General features: G+C 55.1%; 18 protein-coding genes. 12 read left to right on the top strand and 6 right to left on the bottom strand.

Annotated elements, in window-relative coordinates; all coding sequences use genetic code 11:
• Window positions 1–26: 26 nt before the first annotated feature.
• The 3 genes from frr to pyrH form a co-directional block, all read right to left on the bottom strand.
• Window positions 27–590 (bottom strand): ribosome recycling factor, encoded by a 564-nt coding sequence (gene frr / locus OSB_RS06820; protein WP_049834277.1) that lies wholly within the window; start codon window positions 588–590, stop codon window positions 27–29.
• A 94-nt stretch (window positions 591–684) separates the two neighbouring features.
• On the bottom strand, window positions 685–1,497 hold the full coding sequence (locus tag OSB_RS06815) for a hypothetical protein (RefSeq protein ID WP_143831224.1): 813 nt from the start codon (window positions 1,495–1,497) through the stop codon (window positions 685–687).
• A gap of 29 nt (window positions 1,498–1,526) precedes the next feature.
• Complete coding sequence (pyrH, locus tag OSB_RS06810) at window positions 1,527–2,252, bottom strand: UMP kinase (RefSeq protein ID WP_049834275.1); 726 nt, start codon at window positions 2,250–2,252, stop codon at window positions 1,527–1,529.
• Window positions 2,253–2,311: 59 nt separating this feature from the next.
• Here pyrH and miaA point away from each other — a divergent pair, with 59 nt between their 5' ends.
• From miaA to OSB_RS06775, 6 genes are all read left to right on the top strand, one after another.
• Window positions 2,312–3,202, top strand: coding sequence for a tRNA (adenosine(37)-N6)-dimethylallyltransferase MiaA (gene miaA / locus OSB_RS06805; protein ID WP_234967357.1), 891 nt, complete (start codon window positions 2,312–2,314; stop codon window positions 3,200–3,202).
• Window positions 3,203–3,280: 78 nt separating this feature from the next.
• Window positions 3,281–4,099 (top strand): AraC family transcriptional regulator, encoded by an 819-nt coding sequence (locus OSB_RS06800; protein WP_049834274.1) that lies wholly within the window; start codon window positions 3,281–3,283, stop codon window positions 4,097–4,099.
• A 250-nt stretch (window positions 4,100–4,349) separates the two neighbouring features.
• Entirely contained in the window at window positions 4,350–6,017 is a 1,668-nt protein-coding gene (locus OSB_RS06795) for an ABC transporter substrate-binding protein (protein ID WP_049834273.1), read from the top strand.
• 106 nt (window positions 6,018–6,123) lie between these two features.
• The gene (locus OSB_RS06790) at window positions 6,124–7,170 is read left to right on the top strand and encodes an ABC transporter permease (RefSeq protein WP_049834272.1); all 1,047 of its coding nucleotides are present in this window, start codon (window positions 6,124–6,126) and stop codon (window positions 7,168–7,170) included.
• A gap of 12 nt (window positions 7,171–7,182) precedes the next feature.
• The gene (locus OSB_RS16470) at window positions 7,183–8,787 is read left to right on the top strand and encodes an ABC transporter permease (RefSeq protein ID WP_074202203.1); all 1,605 of its coding nucleotides are present in this window, start codon (window positions 7,183–7,185) and stop codon (window positions 8,785–8,787) included.
• A 4-nt stretch (window positions 8,788–8,791) separates the two neighbouring features.
• On the top strand, window positions 8,792–10,882 hold the full coding sequence (locus OSB_RS06775) for a dipeptide ABC transporter ATP-binding protein (protein ID WP_049834271.1): 2,091 nt from the start codon (window positions 8,792–8,794) through the stop codon (window positions 10,880–10,882).
• 69 nt (window positions 10,883–10,951) lie between these two features.
• On the opposite strand, the gene OSB_RS06770 is transcribed toward OSB_RS06775, so the two are convergent.
• Window positions 10,952–11,539, bottom strand: coding sequence for a lytic transglycosylase domain-containing protein (locus tag OSB_RS06770; RefSeq protein WP_049834270.1), 588 nt, complete (start codon window positions 11,537–11,539; stop codon window positions 10,952–10,954).
• Between the two features lie 163 nt (window positions 11,540–11,702).
• Here OSB_RS06770 and ssb point away from each other — a divergent pair, with 163 nt between their 5' ends.
• Window positions 11,703–12,224, top strand: coding sequence for a single-stranded DNA-binding protein (gene ssb, locus OSB_RS06765; RefSeq protein ID WP_049834269.1), 522 nt, complete (start codon window positions 11,703–11,705; stop codon window positions 12,222–12,224).
• A 60-nt stretch (window positions 12,225–12,284) separates the two neighbouring features.
• Here ssb and aroB read toward each other — a convergent pair whose 3' ends face one another.
• Entirely contained in the window at window positions 12,285–13,397 is a 1,113-nt protein-coding gene (gene aroB / locus OSB_RS06760) for a 3-dehydroquinate synthase (RefSeq protein ID WP_049834268.1), read from the bottom strand.
• Window positions 13,390–13,974: a shikimate kinase gene (locus OSB_RS06755; RefSeq protein WP_049834267.1), complete on the bottom strand. Its 585-nt coding sequence runs from the start codon at window positions 13,972–13,974 to the stop codon at window positions 13,390–13,392. The genes aroB and OSB_RS06755 overlap by 8 nt, the downstream gene beginning before the upstream one ends.
• A 204-nt stretch (window positions 13,975–14,178) precedes the next feature.
• Between OSB_RS06755 and OSB_RS16770 the strand changes: the two genes are divergently transcribed.
• The 5 genes from OSB_RS16770 to OSB_RS06735 all read left to right on the top strand — a co-directional run bounded on the left by OSB_RS16770 (window position 14,179) and on the right by OSB_RS06735 (window position 18,479).
• Entirely contained in the window at window positions 14,179–14,331 is a 153-nt protein-coding gene (locus OSB_RS16770; RefSeq protein WP_169750362.1) for a hypothetical protein, read from the top strand.
• Window positions 14,331–15,896, top strand: coding sequence for a hypothetical protein (locus OSB_RS06750; protein WP_049834266.1), 1,566 nt, complete (start codon window positions 14,331–14,333; stop codon window positions 15,894–15,896). Before OSB_RS16770 ends, OSB_RS06750 begins: the two co-directional genes overlap by 1 nt.
• Complete coding sequence (locus tag OSB_RS06745) at window positions 15,893–16,822, top strand: site-specific tyrosine recombinase XerD (protein ID WP_049834265.1); 930 nt, start codon at window positions 15,893–15,895, stop codon at window positions 16,820–16,822. The genes OSB_RS06750 and OSB_RS06745 overlap by 4 nt, the downstream gene beginning before the upstream one ends.
• Window positions 16,823–16,885: 63 nt before the next feature.
• On the top strand, window positions 16,886–18,175 hold the full coding sequence (locus OSB_RS06740) for an HlyC/CorC family transporter (protein ID WP_049834264.1): 1,290 nt from the start codon (window positions 16,886–16,888) through the stop codon (window positions 18,173–18,175).
• Window positions 18,176–18,212: 37 nt separating this feature from the next.
• Window positions 18,213–18,479, top strand: a complete 267-nt coding sequence (locus OSB_RS06735; protein ID WP_049834263.1) for a helix-turn-helix domain-containing protein — start codon at window positions 18,213–18,215, stop codon at window positions 18,477–18,479.
• The last annotated feature ends 10 nt before the right edge of the window (window positions 18,480–18,489 follow it).

Below are 18,489 nucleotides of genomic sequence, written 5' to 3'. Positions count from 1 at the left end.
GTCTACCTCTCACCCGCGATTGCGGATCAGACTTGCATGATCTCGGCTTGCTTCGTTTCAAGCTGATCATCAATGCGCTTGATGAAGTCGTTGGTCATGTCCTGCATTTCAGATTCCCAAAGCTTTTGGTCATCTTCGGACATGCCGTCGTTCTTGGCTTTCTTGATCTGGTCCATCCCGTCACGACGTACGTTACGAATGCTGACCCGCGCGCTTTCGGCATAGTTGCCCGCAACCTTTGTCAGATCGCGACGGCGTTCTTCGTTCAGTTCTGGAATTGGCAGCATGATAATCGTGCCGTTCAACTGTGGATTGATCCCCAAGCCGCTTTCACGAATGGCCTTTTCGACCTTACCAACAAGGCCCTTGTCCCAAACGTTGACCGTAACCATGCGCGGCTCGGGAACGTTAACGGTGCCAACTTGGTTGATCGGCGTCATGGAGCCATAGGCGTCAACCATCACCGGCTCCAAAATCGACGCAGAGGCACGACCCGTGCGCAGGGAAGCGAACTCAACCCGCAAATTGGCAATCGCACCGTCCATGCGGCGGTTCAAATCGTCGGTATCTAGAATAAAGTCATCTGACATTGTGCTGCTCTTCTCGCGTTATTTCGGTTGATATACAGTTAATGCGCTGGGTTTGTATAGAAGGTGTGCGCAGAAGTTGTGCAGATCGGCGGGTTCAGTTCGGATAATGGCACAATGGCGGGCGTGGAGCGCCACGTTCTGATCCGCTGAGGCCCTCGTGCCACCCCGCGGCCATTGTGATCAGTTCGTATTCGAAGAACAGCCATGCATTAAACGTGGGGTCCGGATCCTCAAATCTGTCCCCGCTCAACCCCTGAAGTTCCGCGGCGATCGACAAGGCCGAACCGGATGCAGGCCCGTCACATTCACTCGTTTCGCCAATGGCACGGACATATTGGCCAAAATGGGATGCAATGAAATCATGGCTCGGCGTGACAATGGGCATGTTTGGCACGTCTGCGCAGTCCCCTGCAAACGACTGGAACCCAAGTGGGGTCGCAAGCGGATTGGGCGAGAAGAAGCGCAATTCGCCGGAAATGATGCCAGCCGCTAGAAAATCAAGATAGTCAGCGGTCCCTCGGTCCAGATCCCCGCTAGCGCGATCAGTAAACACGTCCACCGCGTCAGTTAGGAAGCATCCCTCATTGACGGTCGTTTCGCCTGCGTACTCATATTCATCGCGAATGTAGGGTGCTATTGCGCGAATTTCGGGGTTGCCAACGGCCAATGTTGTTTGAATATCGGGCAGTTCAATCGTGCAAATGCTGGCATCCAGCACCACATAGGCACCTTCTTGCTTTGCAACTCCGCGCGATAAGGCGTCCGCAATAATCGCATTTGTATAAGGTTCAAGGAAACCAGCGTTAGCCAATGCATCTTTGGATTCTTCACTTACCGTGCATCCATGGCGAGCCAGAAAGTCAAATGTCTGTTGATCAGCAAAAACAGGTGTTGATACGGCTGACATCGCAACCGTTGCAAAAGCTATAGCGCGCATCAGTCCGTAACAGTCGTCGACGTTCCCGACCCGTCCAGAATGCCTTTAAATCCACCATCTGCATCAAGGCTGAATACCACAATCGGCAGTGAGTTTTCACGGGCCAACGCAATCGCGCTGGCGTCCATCACACCAAGGTGCTGCGCCAGAACTTCGTCATATGTGATCTTTTCATAGCGCTTAGCGTCTGCGTGTTTGGCGGGATCTTTGTCGTAGACGCCATCAACCTTCGTGCCCTTAAAGATCGCTTCACAGGCCATTTCGGATGCACGCAATGTGGCTGCGGTGTCTGTCGTGAAATACGGGTTGCCCGTACCGGCGGCGAAAATACAAATGCGTTTCTTTTCAAGGTGACGCACGGCGCGGCGGCGGATGTAGGGTTCTGCAACCTCGTTCATAGTGATCGCAGAAATCACACGGGTGTGGATGCCGAGCCCTTCAAGGGCGGCCTGCATCGCCAGCGCGTTCATCACTGTCGCGAGCATGCCCATATAGTCAGCCGTGGTGCGTTCCATCCCCTGCGCAGAACCCTGAAGTCCGCGGAAGATATTGCCGCCCCCGATGACCATGCAGATCTCAACGCCCATCTCCTGAACGCTTTGAACTTCGCGTGCGATGCGTTCAACGGTTGGCGGGTGCAGACCAAAGCCTTGGTCGCCCATCAGCGCCTCACCGGAGATCTTTAGCATGACACGTTTATAGGCGGTTTTTTCTGTATCAGACATGGGTGCTCCGGTGCTGCTTTCAGTTCGCCGTAAAATGTCGCAAAAGGAGGCAGGACGCAATGGGACATCGCATGATTGAGCTAAGCAAAATAGACGCCGAAAAGCCGGTCTTGATTTACGGGCCAACGGCATCAGGCAAGTCGGGTTTGGCGCTGCGAATTGCCGAAGAACAAGGCGGCGTTATTATCAACGGCGACGCGTTGCAGGTCTATCAAGGCTGGCCGGTCTTAACGGCGCAACCACCTTCTGAAGACTTGGCGCGTGCGCCACACCATCTTTATTCCCACCTTGCATATGATGCACCTTATTCTGTCGGCGATTGGCTGCGTGATGTGGCGCCATATTTAAACGGCGTACGCCCGATCATCGTTGGGGGAACAGGCCTTTACTTTAGTGCACTCACAGAAGGGCTTGCCGAAATTCCGCCGACACCTGCGGCTGTCAGGGCCAATGCGGATACCATCGCCCTGCCCGACCTTATTGCCGCGCTGGACGGCGAAACTGCCGCCGGAATTGATTTGAACAACCGGGCCCGCGTGCAACGCGCGTATGAGGTGCAGGCAGCGACTGGACGCAGTATTCGCGAATGGCAGGTTGATACGCCACCGCCGCTAGTCTCCTTGGAAAGTTGCACGGCCCTTGCCCTGATGCCCGATGTCGAATGGCTGAACGCGCGTATTGCGCAGCGATTTGATATGATGATGGATGCGGGCGCACTGCGTGAGGCTGAGGCCATGCTGCCGATCTGGGATGAAACGGCCCCGTCCTCCAAGGCGATCGGGGCGCGCGAAATGATCCAATTGCTGAACGGTGACATCACACCCGATTCGGCGCGAGAGGCGATAATTGTCGCGACGCGCCAATATGCCAAACGACAACGCACTTGGTTACGATCCCGCATGAAGCGGTGGCAGATTGTGCCGCTACCAGATGTGGGCGATCACAAATAATCCACATAAAGGTCTTTGATTTACACGCATTTACGGTGAAAATTGTCCTAATCGAACATATGTTAGGATTGCCCGCCAATGATGACCGACCCTCAAAACCGCCTCGCACTGACTGCAATTGCACAGAATGCTGGCCAAGGGCGTTGGCGTACCGAAGCGATGCGCAGCCATGCATCGCCGCGCCTGATCTTTGTGGCACGCGGCCAAGGGCGGATCACAATCGCAGGGCTGACCAGCGGATTTGGCGCCAATAACCTGATCTATATTCCAGCGGGCACCATGTACGGATTTGAAGTCGGCCCGACTGTGTTTGGCCAAATGTTGACGGTCCCGTCGGCAATGGCAGATGAATGGCCACTTGAACCGGTACATCTGCGTTTGCGTGATGTGATCGCGCAAAAAGAACTCGCCGCGCTTTTGGATGTGTTGGAGCGGGAATTGAAATCTGATCAGGCGGCAAGCACACGCGCAGCGCACTACCACCTCGGATTGTTGGCGATCTATTTTGAGCGCCAGTTGGAAGTGCGCACCGAAGACAGCAAAGATGCGCGCAAAGACAGTGCCGCCGCACGACTTGTGGCCGCCTACACCGATCTGATCGAGCGCGACTTTCATCAACATGAAGGTGTCGCGGATTACGCTGCGAAGCTTGGCGTGACCCCCACCCACCTTGCGCGCAGTTGTAAACAGACCAGCGGCAAATCTGCGCTGACATTGCTGAATGACCGCATCCTATTTGAGGCTCGCCTGCTATTGCGCGACACCAAAGCCCCCGTTCGACAAATTGCTGACGACCTTGGCTTTGGGTCGGCGGCCTATTTCACCCGCGCGTTTCAAACACAGACGGGACTGACACCGTCCGAGTTCCGTAAAAAAGGCCCGCTTGCGCAGGCTTAACGGTGTATTTTCCTTAACTTAACGCCGCAGCGCAGCAATCCCTGCTTTCGCCTTGCGGTCCATTTACGACCATGCAAACGTCGCAAACGTGATCGCAAATGCCGATTGTAGCCGTTGACGGGGTGGCAAAAACCCTGCCCAATACACTTTCTAATGGGGGGGAATAGTAATGAGGCAGTACAAAACTGTGCTGACTGTCTATTCCTAACACCCCAACAAAAACAAAAGCGTGTCATCAGGGAGAACACGAATGACAAAACATACAACCATTAGCGCGCCGATGCATTCCGCTATCGATGCCTACGTCAAAGACGAGAAGGCCGGCAAACTCAGCCGCCGCGAGTTTTTGACGCGCACGACTGCGCTCGGTGTAACCTCTGCCGCAGCTTACGGCCTTTTGGGTCTTCAGCAGCCGGCAGCAGCTGCTGGCCACGCCCAACAGGGCGGCACCATGCGCATGCAGATGGAAGTCCGCGCACTCAAGGACATTCGCGCAACAGACTGGACGCAGATGGCGTTCGTATATGCTGGCTGGCTTGAGTATCTCATCGCGTACAATTCCGATGGTACGTTCACCCCTGCTCTCCTCACAAGCTGGGACGTCAACGCTGACGCTACTGAGTACACACTGAACGTCCGCCAAGGCGTTAAGTGGAACAACGGCGACGACTTCACTGCTGAAGACGTTGCACGCGTGCTCACCGACTGGTGTGACAAAGACGCAGAAGGCAACTCCATGGCGGGCCGTATGTCCGTGATCGTTGATGCAGACACAAACAAAGCCATCGAAGGCGCAATTGAAGTCGTCGATAGCCACACTGTTAAGCTAAACTTGCCAGCATCCGACATCACGTTGATTGCAGGCATGGCCGATTACCCAGCTGCGATCTACCACGGCTCAATCGACCGGGATAACCCAATCAATACACCTGTCGGTACGGGCCCATACATCCCTGAAAGCCACGAAGTCGGTGTTAAATCCGTTCTCGTGCGCAACGAGGGCTTTGAATGGTGGGGCTACGCTGAAGGCGAAGGCGCTTACCTCGATCGTATTGAATACATCGACTACGGTACTGACCCATCTGCTTGGGTTGCTGCTGCAGCGGCAGACGAAATTGACATGACATACGAAACGGTCGGCGACTTCGTCGAAGTGTTTGAGTCAATCGGCTACGAGCGTTCTGAAATCGCATCCGCTGCGACAATCGTTATTCGCCCGAACCAAGCTGCTGAAGTTGACGGCAAGACACCTTACGCTGACGTTCGCGTACGTAAGGCGATCGCAATGGCGGTTGATCCTGCTGTTTGCCTTGAGCTGGGCTATGCAAACCAAGGTGAAGTTGCACGCAACCAGCACGTTGGTCCGATGCACCCAGAATGGGCTGACGTTCCAGCGACAGAACTGGACCCAGAAGGCGCTCTTGCCCTGCTGACAGAAGCTGGCATGGCGGATTTCGAGATGGAAATCTCTTCCATCGACGATGACTGGCGCAAGAACACGACTGACGCGGTTGCCGCGCAGTTGCGTGACGCAGGCTTCAACGTGAAGCGCACAATCATTCCAGGTTCTACATTCTGGAACGACTGGACGAAGTACGCGTTCTCATCCACCAACTGGAACCACCGCCCACTTGGCACACAGGTTCTTGGCCTTGCTTACCGTTCTGGTGAAGCATGGAACGAATTCGCGTTTGCCAATGCAGAATTCGATGCGTTGCTTGATGAAGCGAACTCCATCGCTGATGCAGATGCACGTCGTGAGGTAATGGTGAAAATCCAGCAGATCCTCACGGATGAAGCTGTGACGATCCAGCCATACTGGCGCACGGTTTACCGTCACGCCAAGCCGGGCTTTGTTGGCTGGGATATGCACATCGCGTACCTGCCGCAGATCTATAAGATCGGCATCGCAGCCTAACGAATACGACAATCGGGCCGTCCCACATCGGGGCGGCCCTTTTTTCACACGGCTACTAAAAAGATCGCGCCACTAACGCGCGCGGCAAACCCAACAGGGGTACCACATGGGACTGTTTATTCTGCGCCGCTTAGGGGTCATGCTCCTGACGGCACTATGCCTAACGTTCATCGTTTTCTGGCTGACCAACCTTTATCCAAAGCTTGAGGTTCTGGCCAAAACGCAAGGCAACTTCCGCATGTCCGATGAGGCTGTCACCAGCTATCTCGACAACCGCGGCTACACACAGTCCCTTCCAGTGAAATACGGACAATGGCTGGGCGTCGTCCCCGGTTATGTCATTGACGGGTCAGACGGCGAGACCCGCGCAAAATGCGAAGGCAACGCCGCACCAACCGCCGACACCCCACGGTTCTGTGGCATTATCCAAGGCAACTGGGGCTTTTCCACTGTTGCAAAAGACGATGTTGCAACGGTTCTGCCAACCCGCCTCGGCAATACTGGTAAACTGATGTTCTGGGTCATGGTTGTCATGGTTCCGGGCGCGCTGATCATCGGCGTTTTGGCCGGTATGCGCGAAGGGTCAAGGACGGACAGATCGCTGTCCACCGTGTCCATCGTCGCCACCGCCACACCTGAATATGTATCCGGTGTTATCCTGATTGCTTTATTCGCAACGCCGCTGTTTGGCATGCAATATTTCAAAGGCACCGCGACGAGCGCGATGGATGACATAACGTTCAATAACTTCTTCTTACCCGTCATAACGATCGCGCTTTACGGCATGGGCTACATCGCCCGCATGACCCGCGCCTCTATGACCGAAGTTATGACAGCACAATACGTGCGCACCGCCCGCCTAAAGGGCGTGAGCTTTCCAAATATCGTGATGAAACACGCCCTACGCAACGCGCTGATCGCACCGTTTACGGTCATCATGTTGCAGGTGCCGTGGCTTCTGAACGGTGTTGTCATCGTTGAGACCTTGTTCAACTACAAGGGTTTCGGATGGGAGCTTGTGCGCGCGGCGTCCAACAACGACATCGAAATGCTACTTGGCGTTTCAGTGATCTCCGTCATCGTGGTGCTGACGACGCAGCTGATCTCAGACATCGGCTACGTTTTCCTCAACCCACGCATTCGCATTTCTTAAAGGAGCCAAACAATGGAAGAACTATCCTGGACCGGCTCCTTCGGGAGCAACCTCATCCCCGCCCTTGTCATCACTGCTGCAGTGTTCTTGGCGGGCGTCGTTTTACAACTCATCATGGGCTTCTTTGCGCCTGAAGAGAAACTGCAAGCCAACGCGGACGGCACGCTACAATCACGTGGCGGTCTGCTCGGCGGGCTTGAAAAGCTCAATGGTCAGATCTTTATGCTGATCGTGTTCATTCTTGCCGCAATCGTCGTGATCTCTTGGTTCATGCCTTATGGCAAAGCGGGCATCTTGGGCGAAGTCATCAAGCGTTTCCTACCTGTCTGGATCGCGTTGATCGTGACGTTCGCCTTGTCGATCACGTTCAAACGCAAACTGGGTCTTTACGGTAAGTTGTTTGACTCAACCATCGGCATGATCGGCTTTGCGCTAGTGATGTTCTGGGTTTTCACGTCGATCTTCGTCGGTGTGTTCGACATGATCGCTACCCATGATCCGTTGCAGCAAATCTCGGGCCTGAAGAACAAAACACCGGGGATTGCGGTTCCTGAGGGGCAAGATGCGGATTTCTTCCCGCATTACCTGCTTGGTGGAGACAACCTTGCGCGCGACATCTTTAGCCGCATGGTCCACGGGTCCGTCATCGTGATGATCATCGCACCTTTGGCGACAGTGTTTGCCTTCATGGTTGGCATCACGCTGGGCCTGCCAGCGGGTTACTATGGCGGCGTGGCGGTTGAACCCAAGTCACTAATTTTTTGGGTCATAACCTTAGTTTTTGCTGTTTTGGCAATCTTGGCAGTTGTAACATTTGGCTTCGGCCCTGGGCTTATGGCAGTGGTGGCCTTGGCCATTTTGTTAGCTTTGCTGACGCATTCGAAACTGGACACGATCCTGTCCTTCCTTGCCAACCTGATCCTCGCCTTCCCAGTGATCCTGTTGTTCTACCTTCTCGTCACACCGGAAATCGTGGAAACGGGTCTGCCAAACTATATGGCGGCTTTCCTGTTCATCTTCCCGCTGATTTTCTTCGGCGTGCTCATCAACTCGCGCTACAAAACTCAAGGATCCAAGAACACGCTTTACCTTGCGGTGGTCTTGATCCCACTGGCGTTCATCTACCTGAGCGCGATCAGCGAACCGAACTCGCCACTGCAAATTTGGCCAGCAGCGCTTGATCTGTTCTCGATCAATTCGGGTATCTTGGTGGTGTTTGTGTCCGTGGTCTTCGTGAACTCGCCCACAGTGTTTCGTATCGTGCGCGGCCTCGCGCTAGATATCAAAACACGCGACTACGTGGCGGCGGCGCAAACCCGCGGTGAAGGCACATGGTACATCATGCTTTGGGAAATCCTGCCCAACGCACGTGGACCGCTGATCGTCGATTTCTGCCTGCGCATCGGCTACACCACAATCCTTCTGGGCACCTTGGGCTTCTTTGGCCTTGGTCTTCCGCCGGAATCCCCTGACTGGGGCAGCACGATCAACGAAGGCCGAAAGCTGCTGTTGATCTTTGCACACCCTGCTCTGCCACCTGCGATGGCACTCCTGTCACTCGTACTCGGCCTCAACCTTCTCGCGGATGGTCTGCGTGAAGAAAGCCTGAAGGATTAAGCCCATGGATAAGCAAACCCCAACGGAAAGCTATTCCGGCCCCATCCTTGAAATCGACCGCCTGTCGATCAGCTTTTTCACACGGCTGCGCGAAATCCCTGCGGTGATGAACTTCTCGGCCTCCCTACAACCGGGCGAAGCGCTTGGCATTGTCGGGGAATCTGGCTGCGGTAAGTCCACAGTTGCGCTTGGGGTCATGCAGGACCTTGGCGTTAACGGACGCATCGTTGGCGGCTCGATCAAGTTCAAGGGCCGTGAGATGAACACCATGACGCGCGAGGAATTGCGCGACATTCGTGGATCCGAGATCGCGATGATTTATCAAGAACCCATGGCGTCCCTGAACCCCGCTATGCGCATCGGCAAGCAGCTGATGGAAGTGCCGATGATCCACGAAGGTGTGTCAAAGGAAGAAGCCTACGCGCGTGCCTTGGAAGTAGTCACCGACGTTAAACTGCCTGACCCGAAACGCATGCTGAATTCGTTTCCGCACCAGTTGTCAGGCGGGCAACAACAGCGCATCGTGATTGCCATGGCGCTGATGTCCAAACCGTCTTTGCTGATCTTGGACGAACCAACAACCGCGCTTGATGTGACGGTTGAAGCGGCGGTTGTTGAACTGGTTAAAGACCTCGGCAAAAAATACGGCACATCTATGCTGTTCATCAGCCACAACCTTGGGCTTGTGCTGGAAACCTGTGACCGCATCTGTGTGATGTATTCCGGCGAAGCGGTTGAGCGTGGCACCATTGAAGGTGTGTTCGACAACATGCAGCACCCCTATACACAGGCGCTGTTCCGTTCGATCCCCCTGCCCGGTGCCGACAAGAACGAGCATCCCTTGGTCGCCATTCCTGGGAACTTCCCGCTTCCGCATGAGCGCCCGAACGGCTGTAATTTCGGCCCACGCTGCGATTACTTTGAAGCAGGTCGCTGTGACCAAGACCACATTGCAATGCGCGACGCGGATGTAGATCACGAAACCCGCTGCCTGCGCTTCGATGAAATCGACTGGAACGCCCCACTTGTTGCCGGTGCGCAAACCGAAAAGCCCGCACCGGGTAAGGTCGTTCTGAAAATGGACAACCTCAAGAAATACTATGAGGTCGCGGCGTCTGCGCTGTTTGGCGGTGGATCAAAGAAGGTCGTCAAAGCCAATGAAACGCTGAGCTTTGAAGCGCGCGAATCCGAAACCCTCGCCATTGTTGGCGAATCCGGTTGCGGTAAATCTACGTTCGCTAAGGTGCTGATGGGGTTAGAAACCGCAACAGACGGTGAAATCCTGCTCGACAACAAAAGCATCGGCAACATCCCGATTGAGGACCGCGACACCAACACGGTCGCAGATGTGCAGATGGTGTTCCAAAACCCGTTTGATACGCTGAACCCATCTATGACAGTCGGGCGCCAAATCATGCGTGCGCTTGAGATCTTTAAGATCGGGAACAACGACAACGACCGTCGTGAGCGCATGTTGGACCTTCTGGACCTTGTGAAGCTGCCCCGTGCCTTTGCGGATCGGATGCCGCGCCAGTTGTCTGGTGGTCAAAAGCAGCGTGTCGGTATCGCGCGTGCCTTTGCAGGTGATGCGCGCATTGTTGTGGCAGATGAACCCGTGTCCGCATTGGACGTGTCGGTTCAGGCCGCTGTGACCGACCTATTGATGGAGATCCAGCGCGAGCATAAAACCACGCTTCTGTTTATCTCGCACGACCTTAGCATCGTACGCTATCTGTCTGATCGCGTTATGGTAATGTACCTTGGGCATGTTGTGGAAATGGGCAGCACGGACCAAGTCTTCGCACCACCGTACCACCCCTACACCGAGGCGCTTTTGTCCGCCGTTCCGATTGCGGATACGAAGATCAAAAAGAAGCACATCGTGCTTGAAGGCGACATTCCATCAGCCATGAACCCACCAAGCGGTTGTCCGTTCCAGACGCGTTGTAACTGGAAGGACAAGGCCGGAAAGTCGCTTTGTGAAACCGAAGTGCCACCAGTTCGGATGCTGGCAGACGGTCATCAGGTGAAATGCCACCTGTCTGATGCAGACTTGGCCGAAATGGAGCCCGTCATCGAGATGGCTGCTGAATAATATTCACGCAATATCAATGAAAAAGGCGCCGCAATTCATGCAGCGCCTTTTTCATTTAGAGGTAACTAGTTAGCTTCCCCAAATAACCCGAACATAGTTGCGCGTTTCGCGGTACGGCGGCACACCACCGTGCTGCTGCACTGCACCCGGTCCCGCATTATAGGCCGCGAGTGCCAAACGCCATGACCCGAAAGTGTCATACTGTTCACGCAGATATCGCGCGCCGCCATCAAGATTTTGATAAGGATCACGAGGGTTTACGCGCAGATACTGCGCCGTTCCTGGCATAAGCTGCGCGAGCCCAATCGCTCCAGCATGGGACACAGCATTGGGATTGAACGCGCTTTCCTGTTGCACCAAACGCAGGAACAAATCCTCAGGCACTTGGTTACGTCGCGCTGCTGCCTTGGCCATGTCCAAGAACTGGCCACGGTAGTTGCCGTTGTATTGCGGGCCCGTGTTCGTCGCGGTTGGAACCACAACGCGTGGCGGCTGTAGGCGTACGGAATTTGCATATTGCGACGACGCGCGGCCATCCAAAACATCCAATTGAGAACTAAAGAGCGTCGTACGGTTGCGCGTCGACAGGCTATCGGCAGTGACAGGCACCGCTGATACCGCTGTGGCGAACGCCGCCAAAAAACCAATTACTCGCATATTTCGTCCCCAAGTTTCCGCACATATAGCCCACCCACGGGTTGGTTTCCACACTTTATGGTACATTTAGGCGGTGTACAGCCCATCCTAGGCTTCCATTAACCACTTTCAGGTGATGTAACAGTCATCAACTCTTAATAGATTCGAGCAAGGAGACGCTGTAATGGCCGGTTCACTTAACAAAGTCATGATCATCGGTAATTTGGGGCGTGACCCCGAAGTGCGCAGCTTCCAGAATGGCGGCAAGGTTTGTAACCTAAACATCGCAACGTCTGAAACTTGGAAAGACAAGAACACAGGCGAGCGCCGCGAAAAGACAGAATGGCACCGCGTCGCCATTTTCCAAGAGGGGCTGGTCCGCGTCGCGGAGCAATACCTGAAAAAAGGCTCAACAGTTTACATCGAAGGCAAACTGCAGACCCGCAAGTGGCAAGACCAATCCGGCAAAGACATGTACACGACAGAGATCGTATTACAGGGCTTTGACGGCGTGATGACCATGATCGGCGGCCGTGGTGACGGCGGCAACGGTGGCGGTTACGGTGGTGGCGACCAAGGCGGCGGCTATGGTGGCGGCGGTGGCGGTGGCTACGGCGGCAATGACCAAGGTGGCGGGTACGGCGGCGGCGACCAAGGTGGTTCCAGCGGCGGTGGCGGCGATATGGACGATGAAATCCCGTTCTAAGGCGCGGCCAAACTCCAAAATTCAGAAACCCGCGTGGCACATGCTATCGCGGGTTTTCTTTTAGCGGGCGGCCAGACCGTCGTTCAGCACGGACAACACGACATCCGCAGGAACATCGCCTGTGACAAAGGCATCGCCAATCGCGCGGGCCAGAATGAAACGTAGCTGGCCATCAACGACCTTTTTATCCTGTCCCATTAAAGACAGTAGGCCTTCGGCATCCGGCAAATCGCCATCAATATCGGCCAGATCAGTCTTCATACCCATCGCTTTAAGGTGTTCGCGCACGCGGCTTGGGCTTTCTTGCGAACACAGCCCCATCCGTGCGGACACTTCAAACGCCATCGCGCAACCAATCGCCACGCCTTCACCGTGCAACAAACGGTCGCTGTAACCAGTGGCCGCCTCAAGCGCGTGACAGAACGTGTGGCCAAGGTTCAAAAGGGCGCGGTCCCCCTGCTCTGTCTCATCGCGTTCAACGATGCGGGCTTTCATTTCGACGGATCGTTTGACCGCCCGAACGCGTGCATCCATGTCGCCCGCCGCCAACGCCGGACCCTGCGCCTCTAACCAGTCAAAGAATTCTGCATCCCCCAACAGACCGTATTTCACGACCTCGCCGTAACCAGAAAGGAGATCACGCGGCGTGAGGGTCCCAAGCAATTCAGTATCCGCCAGCACCAATGAGGGTTGATGAAACGCACCGATTAGGTTTTTACCCGCAGGCGAGTTAATACCCGTCTTGCCCCCAACGGAACTGTCGACCTGCGCCAATAGTGACGTCGGCATCTGCACGAACCGCACACCGCGACGTAAAACGGCGGCGGCAAAGCCGACCAAATCCCCAATCACGCCGCCACCAAACGCCACGACGATATCGCCACGCTCTACCTTTTGGGCCAGTAGCCATTCAACGGTTTGCTCAAGGAAAGGCCAGCTTTTGGTGCCTTCGCCTGCAGGCAACACGAGCGCTTCTGACGAAATACCGGACGCTTCAAGGCCCGACTGAAGACCCGTCAAATGCAAGGCCGCAACGTTTTCTTCCGTCACAATGACAACGCGTGGGCGACGTAGGAACGGCGCGATACGTGCGCCCGCGTCTGCCAGCAATCCTGGCCCGATCACCACATCATATTCACGGCCCGGAAGGTCTACGTGGACGGTCTCAATCATTCTTGGTCTCCAGAACGTCGGGGCGCGCGGCAAGAACCTGCAACACCTCATCCGTCATTTCATAAATAGAAAATTCCGCTTTCGCCTCGGCGCGCATGTCGGCCAAAGCGTACACAGGTGCACGCTGCTCAAAGATTTCGCTCAGCGTTTTCTTTGGGTCCGCTGTTCGCAACAGTGGCCGCGTATCCTTGTGGCGCACGCGTTCCCACAACAATTCAAGCTCAGCATCAAGCCAAACAGCAACACCCTGTTCGGAAATCGCAGCGCGGTTGCGCTCTGCAAGGTAGGCACCGCCGCCCGTGGAGAGAATGCAGGGTTCCGATTGCAACAGGCGTGCGATTACTTCTGCTTCGCGATCACGAAAGAACGGCTCACCTGAGCGTTCAAAAATCTCGGAAATTGTTGCGTTTGCCGCCGCTTCGATCTCGGCATCAGAATCGACATAGGGCACATTCAAGCGATAGGCCAATTCGCGCCCGATCGCGGTTTTTCCCGACCCCATCATGCCAACAAGCACCACAGTGCGGCGCAAAATTTGCTCCGGTTGTGGCGTTTGCATGCCGTCTTGGTCGTTCATCGCGCCCGTTGCCCCCTTTTAAACAACAATATGCCAATCAAAATCGGCTGTGCGCCGCCGGTTTGAAAAAATTAACGAACCAGTGGCGTGATCTTGCTAAAAAGGACATATATAACCTAGGGCAAAGCAGCAACTGAGGCTGCGCAATTGGTTCGTGAAATCGAACCATCGGGTAGAATTGAAAACAGGCGGAGCGAAATTCATATGTGGCGGTTGATCAAATTCTTATTCGTGCTGGTCGTTTTAGCGGCAATCGCGTTTATTGCGTTTGCCTATTTAGGACCGATCTTCATGCCAGCTGATTTCGCGGCGCCCGTTGAAGAAGTGGTTGTACCAGTAACGTTGGGTGGTGGCTGATGATTTCGCGTTCGACAATTGTGTGTGTGTTAATGTCGTGCGCGGCGCCTGTTTGGGCCCAAACCAGTGAAGACGCGCCTTTGTCCGCCATCGATTGGCTGTCAGAAAGCGTTGAGCAACCCGAAGTCCTCGCCGCGGCCCCCGTTCTTGGAACGCAAGCAACCCGCACACCGGATGCGAATGAAGCGCCTGTCGCTGATTCTGCATCCACACCGAATGTTTCCGTGCAAACCCTTGGTGGCCCTGCCCCACGCGTTCTTGGCCTTTTACCGCCAAGTGCCACAGGCTTGCCCGCTGATCTTTGGGGGCAAAGCGACGTCACCACATTGATCGCGTTGTTGCAGGCCGAACAGATCGACACCCTGCCCGCGATTCAAGATTTGCTGAAGACACTGACCTTGGCGCAGGCCAATCCCCCGATAGAGGCCGCCACACCTGGCGCGTTCTTTACCGCCCGCATAGATAAACTGTTGGAATTTGGTGCGCTGGAACCCGCGCAGGCGATGCTCGAAAGCGCCGGCGCAGATACGCCAGAACTATTGCGCCGTTGGTTTGATGTGTCACTTCTTACAGGCACCGAAGACGGCGTGTGTCGTGCATTGCGCGACCAGCCCGATATCGCACCAACCCCGTCTGCACGGATATTCTGCTTGGCCCGTTCAGGCGACTGGTCTGCGGCTGCGCTGACGTTGAACACCGGACTGGCGCTTGGTGATATTGATGCACCAACTGGTGCGTTGCTTGCACGCTTCCTTGATCCCGACCTTTATGAAGGCGAACCTGAACTTGATGCGCCAACACGCGTAACACCACTGACGTTTCGCATGTTTGAAGCCATCGGGTCATCCCTTACAACTGTCGGACTGCCGCGTGCCTTTGCACATGCGGATTTGCGGGCAAATGTTGGCTGGAAAGGCCAGCTTGAGGCCGCTGAACGCCTTGCCCGCGCGGGTGCAATTTCTGACAACGCGTTGATTGGCCTATATACCGCCCGCGTCGCAGCTGCGTCTGGCGGGGTTTGGGAACGTGCGAAAGCTGTTTCACGTGTAAGAGCAGCCCTTGTTGACGGGAATGGCGACGACATGCTTTTCGTCCTCAACAACCTTTGGGATGAAACCCAAGCTGTTGGCGTGACGGTGCCCCTCGCACGGCATTTTGCACCTGACCTTATGACATCAACACTTGCTGATCGCCGTTCTGACGCGGTGATGTTCAAACTTCTGCTCCTCTCCGATCACTACGAAGACGCCGCATTGATTGATGCCTTTGCACAAACCGATCCATTCCTTGCGGCAGTCGCACGGGGCGATCCGTCCCAAGCCCATGCTGGCCGCGGGCAGTATCCTTTGGTCCGAGATGCGTTTGCTGCTGATCCAGATGCAACACTTGTTGAGATGGCTGCAAACGGTCGCACCGGTGAAGCGATCTTGCGTAGCATCGCAACATTGCAACAAGGCATCGACGGTGATCAGGTCGCGTTTAAAGAAGGTTTCGCAACACTACGCGCCCTTGGCCTAGAAGACGTCGCACGCCGCACGGCACTGCAATATCTGCTGCTAGAATGAGCGCGTCAGATCGACCCAACGCCAATTGGATACAAGCCTTTCTAGAAGCACAGGCCGCTGAATTGGACGCGGCGACGAATACTCAATTGGCTTACGCACGCGACCTTGCTGACTTTTCCGATTGGCTGAACGGCACGCATTTCTCAAAGGTCACGCAAGACCATGTTGAGAAATATTTGATCTGGTGTGACAGCCAAGGCCTTGCCAAATCCACACGGGCGCGGCGTTTGTCCGCCGCCAAACAGTTGTTCCGCTTTGCGTTTGAAGAAGGCTGGCGCGAGGACAATCCAGCGATCCAGATTTCCGGCCCCGGACGCGACAAGCGCCTCCCCAAGACCCTAAGCCATGAAGAAGTCGACGCGCTTTTGCAGGCTGCCCGCGGCGCCAAGAAAGACCCGTTGCGCACGACCTGCCTGATGGAACTGTTATACGCCACGGGCATGCGCGTTACTGAATTGGTGTCACTGCCCGTATCCGCAGCACGCGGTGATCCGCGTATGTTGTTGGTGCGTGGTAAGGGCGACAAAGAACGCATGGTTCCGCTGTCGCCCCCTGCCCGCGCTGCCACAGCTGTCTGGTTAAAAACCCGCGACGAGGCCGAAGATTCCGCATTCAAAGATGGCACTCCGCGCAGCAAGTTCCTTTTTCCATCCCGAGGAAAGCTTGGCCATCTGACACGGCAGAGCTTCTTTAACCTCATCAAAGACCTTGCCGTTGCGGGTGGTGTTTCCCCTGCAAAAGTCACGCCCCACACGCTGCGCCATGCCTTTGCGACCCACCTTTTGGCGGGCGGTGCGGACCTGCGGTCTATCCAGACGTTGCTGGGCCATGCAGACGTGGCGACCACTGAAATCTACACCCATGTGCTTGATGAACGCTTGAAAGAACTGGTGCTGGATCATCACCCACTTGCGAAAGACGATTGAGTGGTACTTGAAAACGCCCGCAAGCCCCTACATACAAAGGGCAAATGACAAAAGTGACCCCCCATGCTTGATGCTGCCTTCTGGACCACCGCCGGTGCGATCCTGTTTCTTCTTGTGCTTTCCGGTTTCTTTTCCGGCTCTGAAACCGCTCTGACGGCTGCGTCGCGCGGTAAGCTGCGCAGCAACGCTGACAAAGGGGATAAGGGTGCTGAAAAAGCGTTTGAGGTAACTGAGGACCGTGAAAAACTGATCGGCTCAGTGCTGTTGGGTAATAACTTGGTCAACATCCTGGCGACGTCGCTGGCGACGACCATGTTTTTGCGCGCTTTTGGTGAAAACGGTGTCGTGATCGCCACGGCAGTCATGACCGTGCTGGTTCTGATCTTCGCAGAAGTGCTGCCCAAAACCTATGCCATCACCAATCCAGAACGCGCAGCCAGCATCTCGGCACGGCCAATTTCGATTGTCGTGACAATCTTTGCACCATTCGTGACAGCCGTGCGTTGGCTGGTGCGTGGTGTGCTGCGTATTTTCGGTGTTCAGACTGACCCTGACAGCAACATCCTTGCCGTGCGTGAAGAAATCGCCGGCGCGCTTCAGCTCGGCCATTCCGAAGGCGTCGTTGAAAAAGAAGACCGCGACCGTATTTTGGGCGCGCTTGATCTGAGTGAGCGGATGGTGGAAGAAATCATGCTTCACCGTAAAGAGATTGAGATGATCGACGCGGCCCTGCCCGTCCCTGAAATCCTGCGCCTTTGTTTGGAAAGTAACCACACGCGTTTGCCCCTTTATCGTGACGATCCTGAAAACATCATCGGCACACTTCATGCCAAAGACTTGTTGCGCGCACTTCATAAGATGCTGGGTGACGGGCGGATTGAACCGCAGGAAATGGCGGATTTCGATATTATGGCCGTGGCCATGACGCCCTACTTCGTGCCCGAAACCACGACGCTGGATGACCAGATGCGCCAATTCTTAGCACGCCGTGCGCATTTCGCACTGGTCGTGGATGAATACGGCACGCTTCAGGGTTTGATTACGCTCGAAGACATTCTTGAAGAAATTGTCGGTGAAATCACCGATGAATTCGACACAGATGAAGAGAACGAAGTCACCGAAGAGGAAGACGGCAGTTACATCGTTGAAGGCACCATGACGATCCGCGACGTAAACCGCGCGACGGATTGGAACCTGCCAGATGACGAAGCCAATACCGTTGCTGGACTGGTGATCCATGAGGCGCAGATGATCCCTACGGTCGGCCAAGTGTTTAGCTTTCATGGGTTCCGCTTTGAGGTCATCGCAAAAGATGAAAATCGCATTTCCGAGCTGAAGATTTCCAAGCTATAGCAACTGAACGCACAAAGACCGAATTGGACCAAAGACCATGACAACAGAAACAATCCTCGCTGACCGCCTGAAATCAGTGCGTAAAGCGCGTAAGATTGGGCATCCGAAGCTGGCGAAGTTGTCTGGACTGACAGAACGCCAACTTGCAAAAATGGAAACCAAAGGGGCTGAATTGCCCGACGCAGTACTGGTCAGTTTAGCCGACGCGTTAAAGATTACGCCTTTGGCACTGACGGGCGCCCTGCCCTTGATTGATGCGGATTTGAAGCCAGCATCCACCTGCACAAGCGGATGCTGTAGCTAGACACCAAGCG

It is taken from the genome of Octadecabacter temperatus, assembly GCF_001187845.1.
Taxonomy (GTDB): Bacteria; Pseudomonadota; Alphaproteobacteria; order Rhodobacterales; family Rhodobacteraceae; genus Octadecabacter; species Octadecabacter temperatus.
Note: the sequence above shows the minus strand (reverse complement) of the source record. Positions and strands in the feature narration are given on the sequence as shown.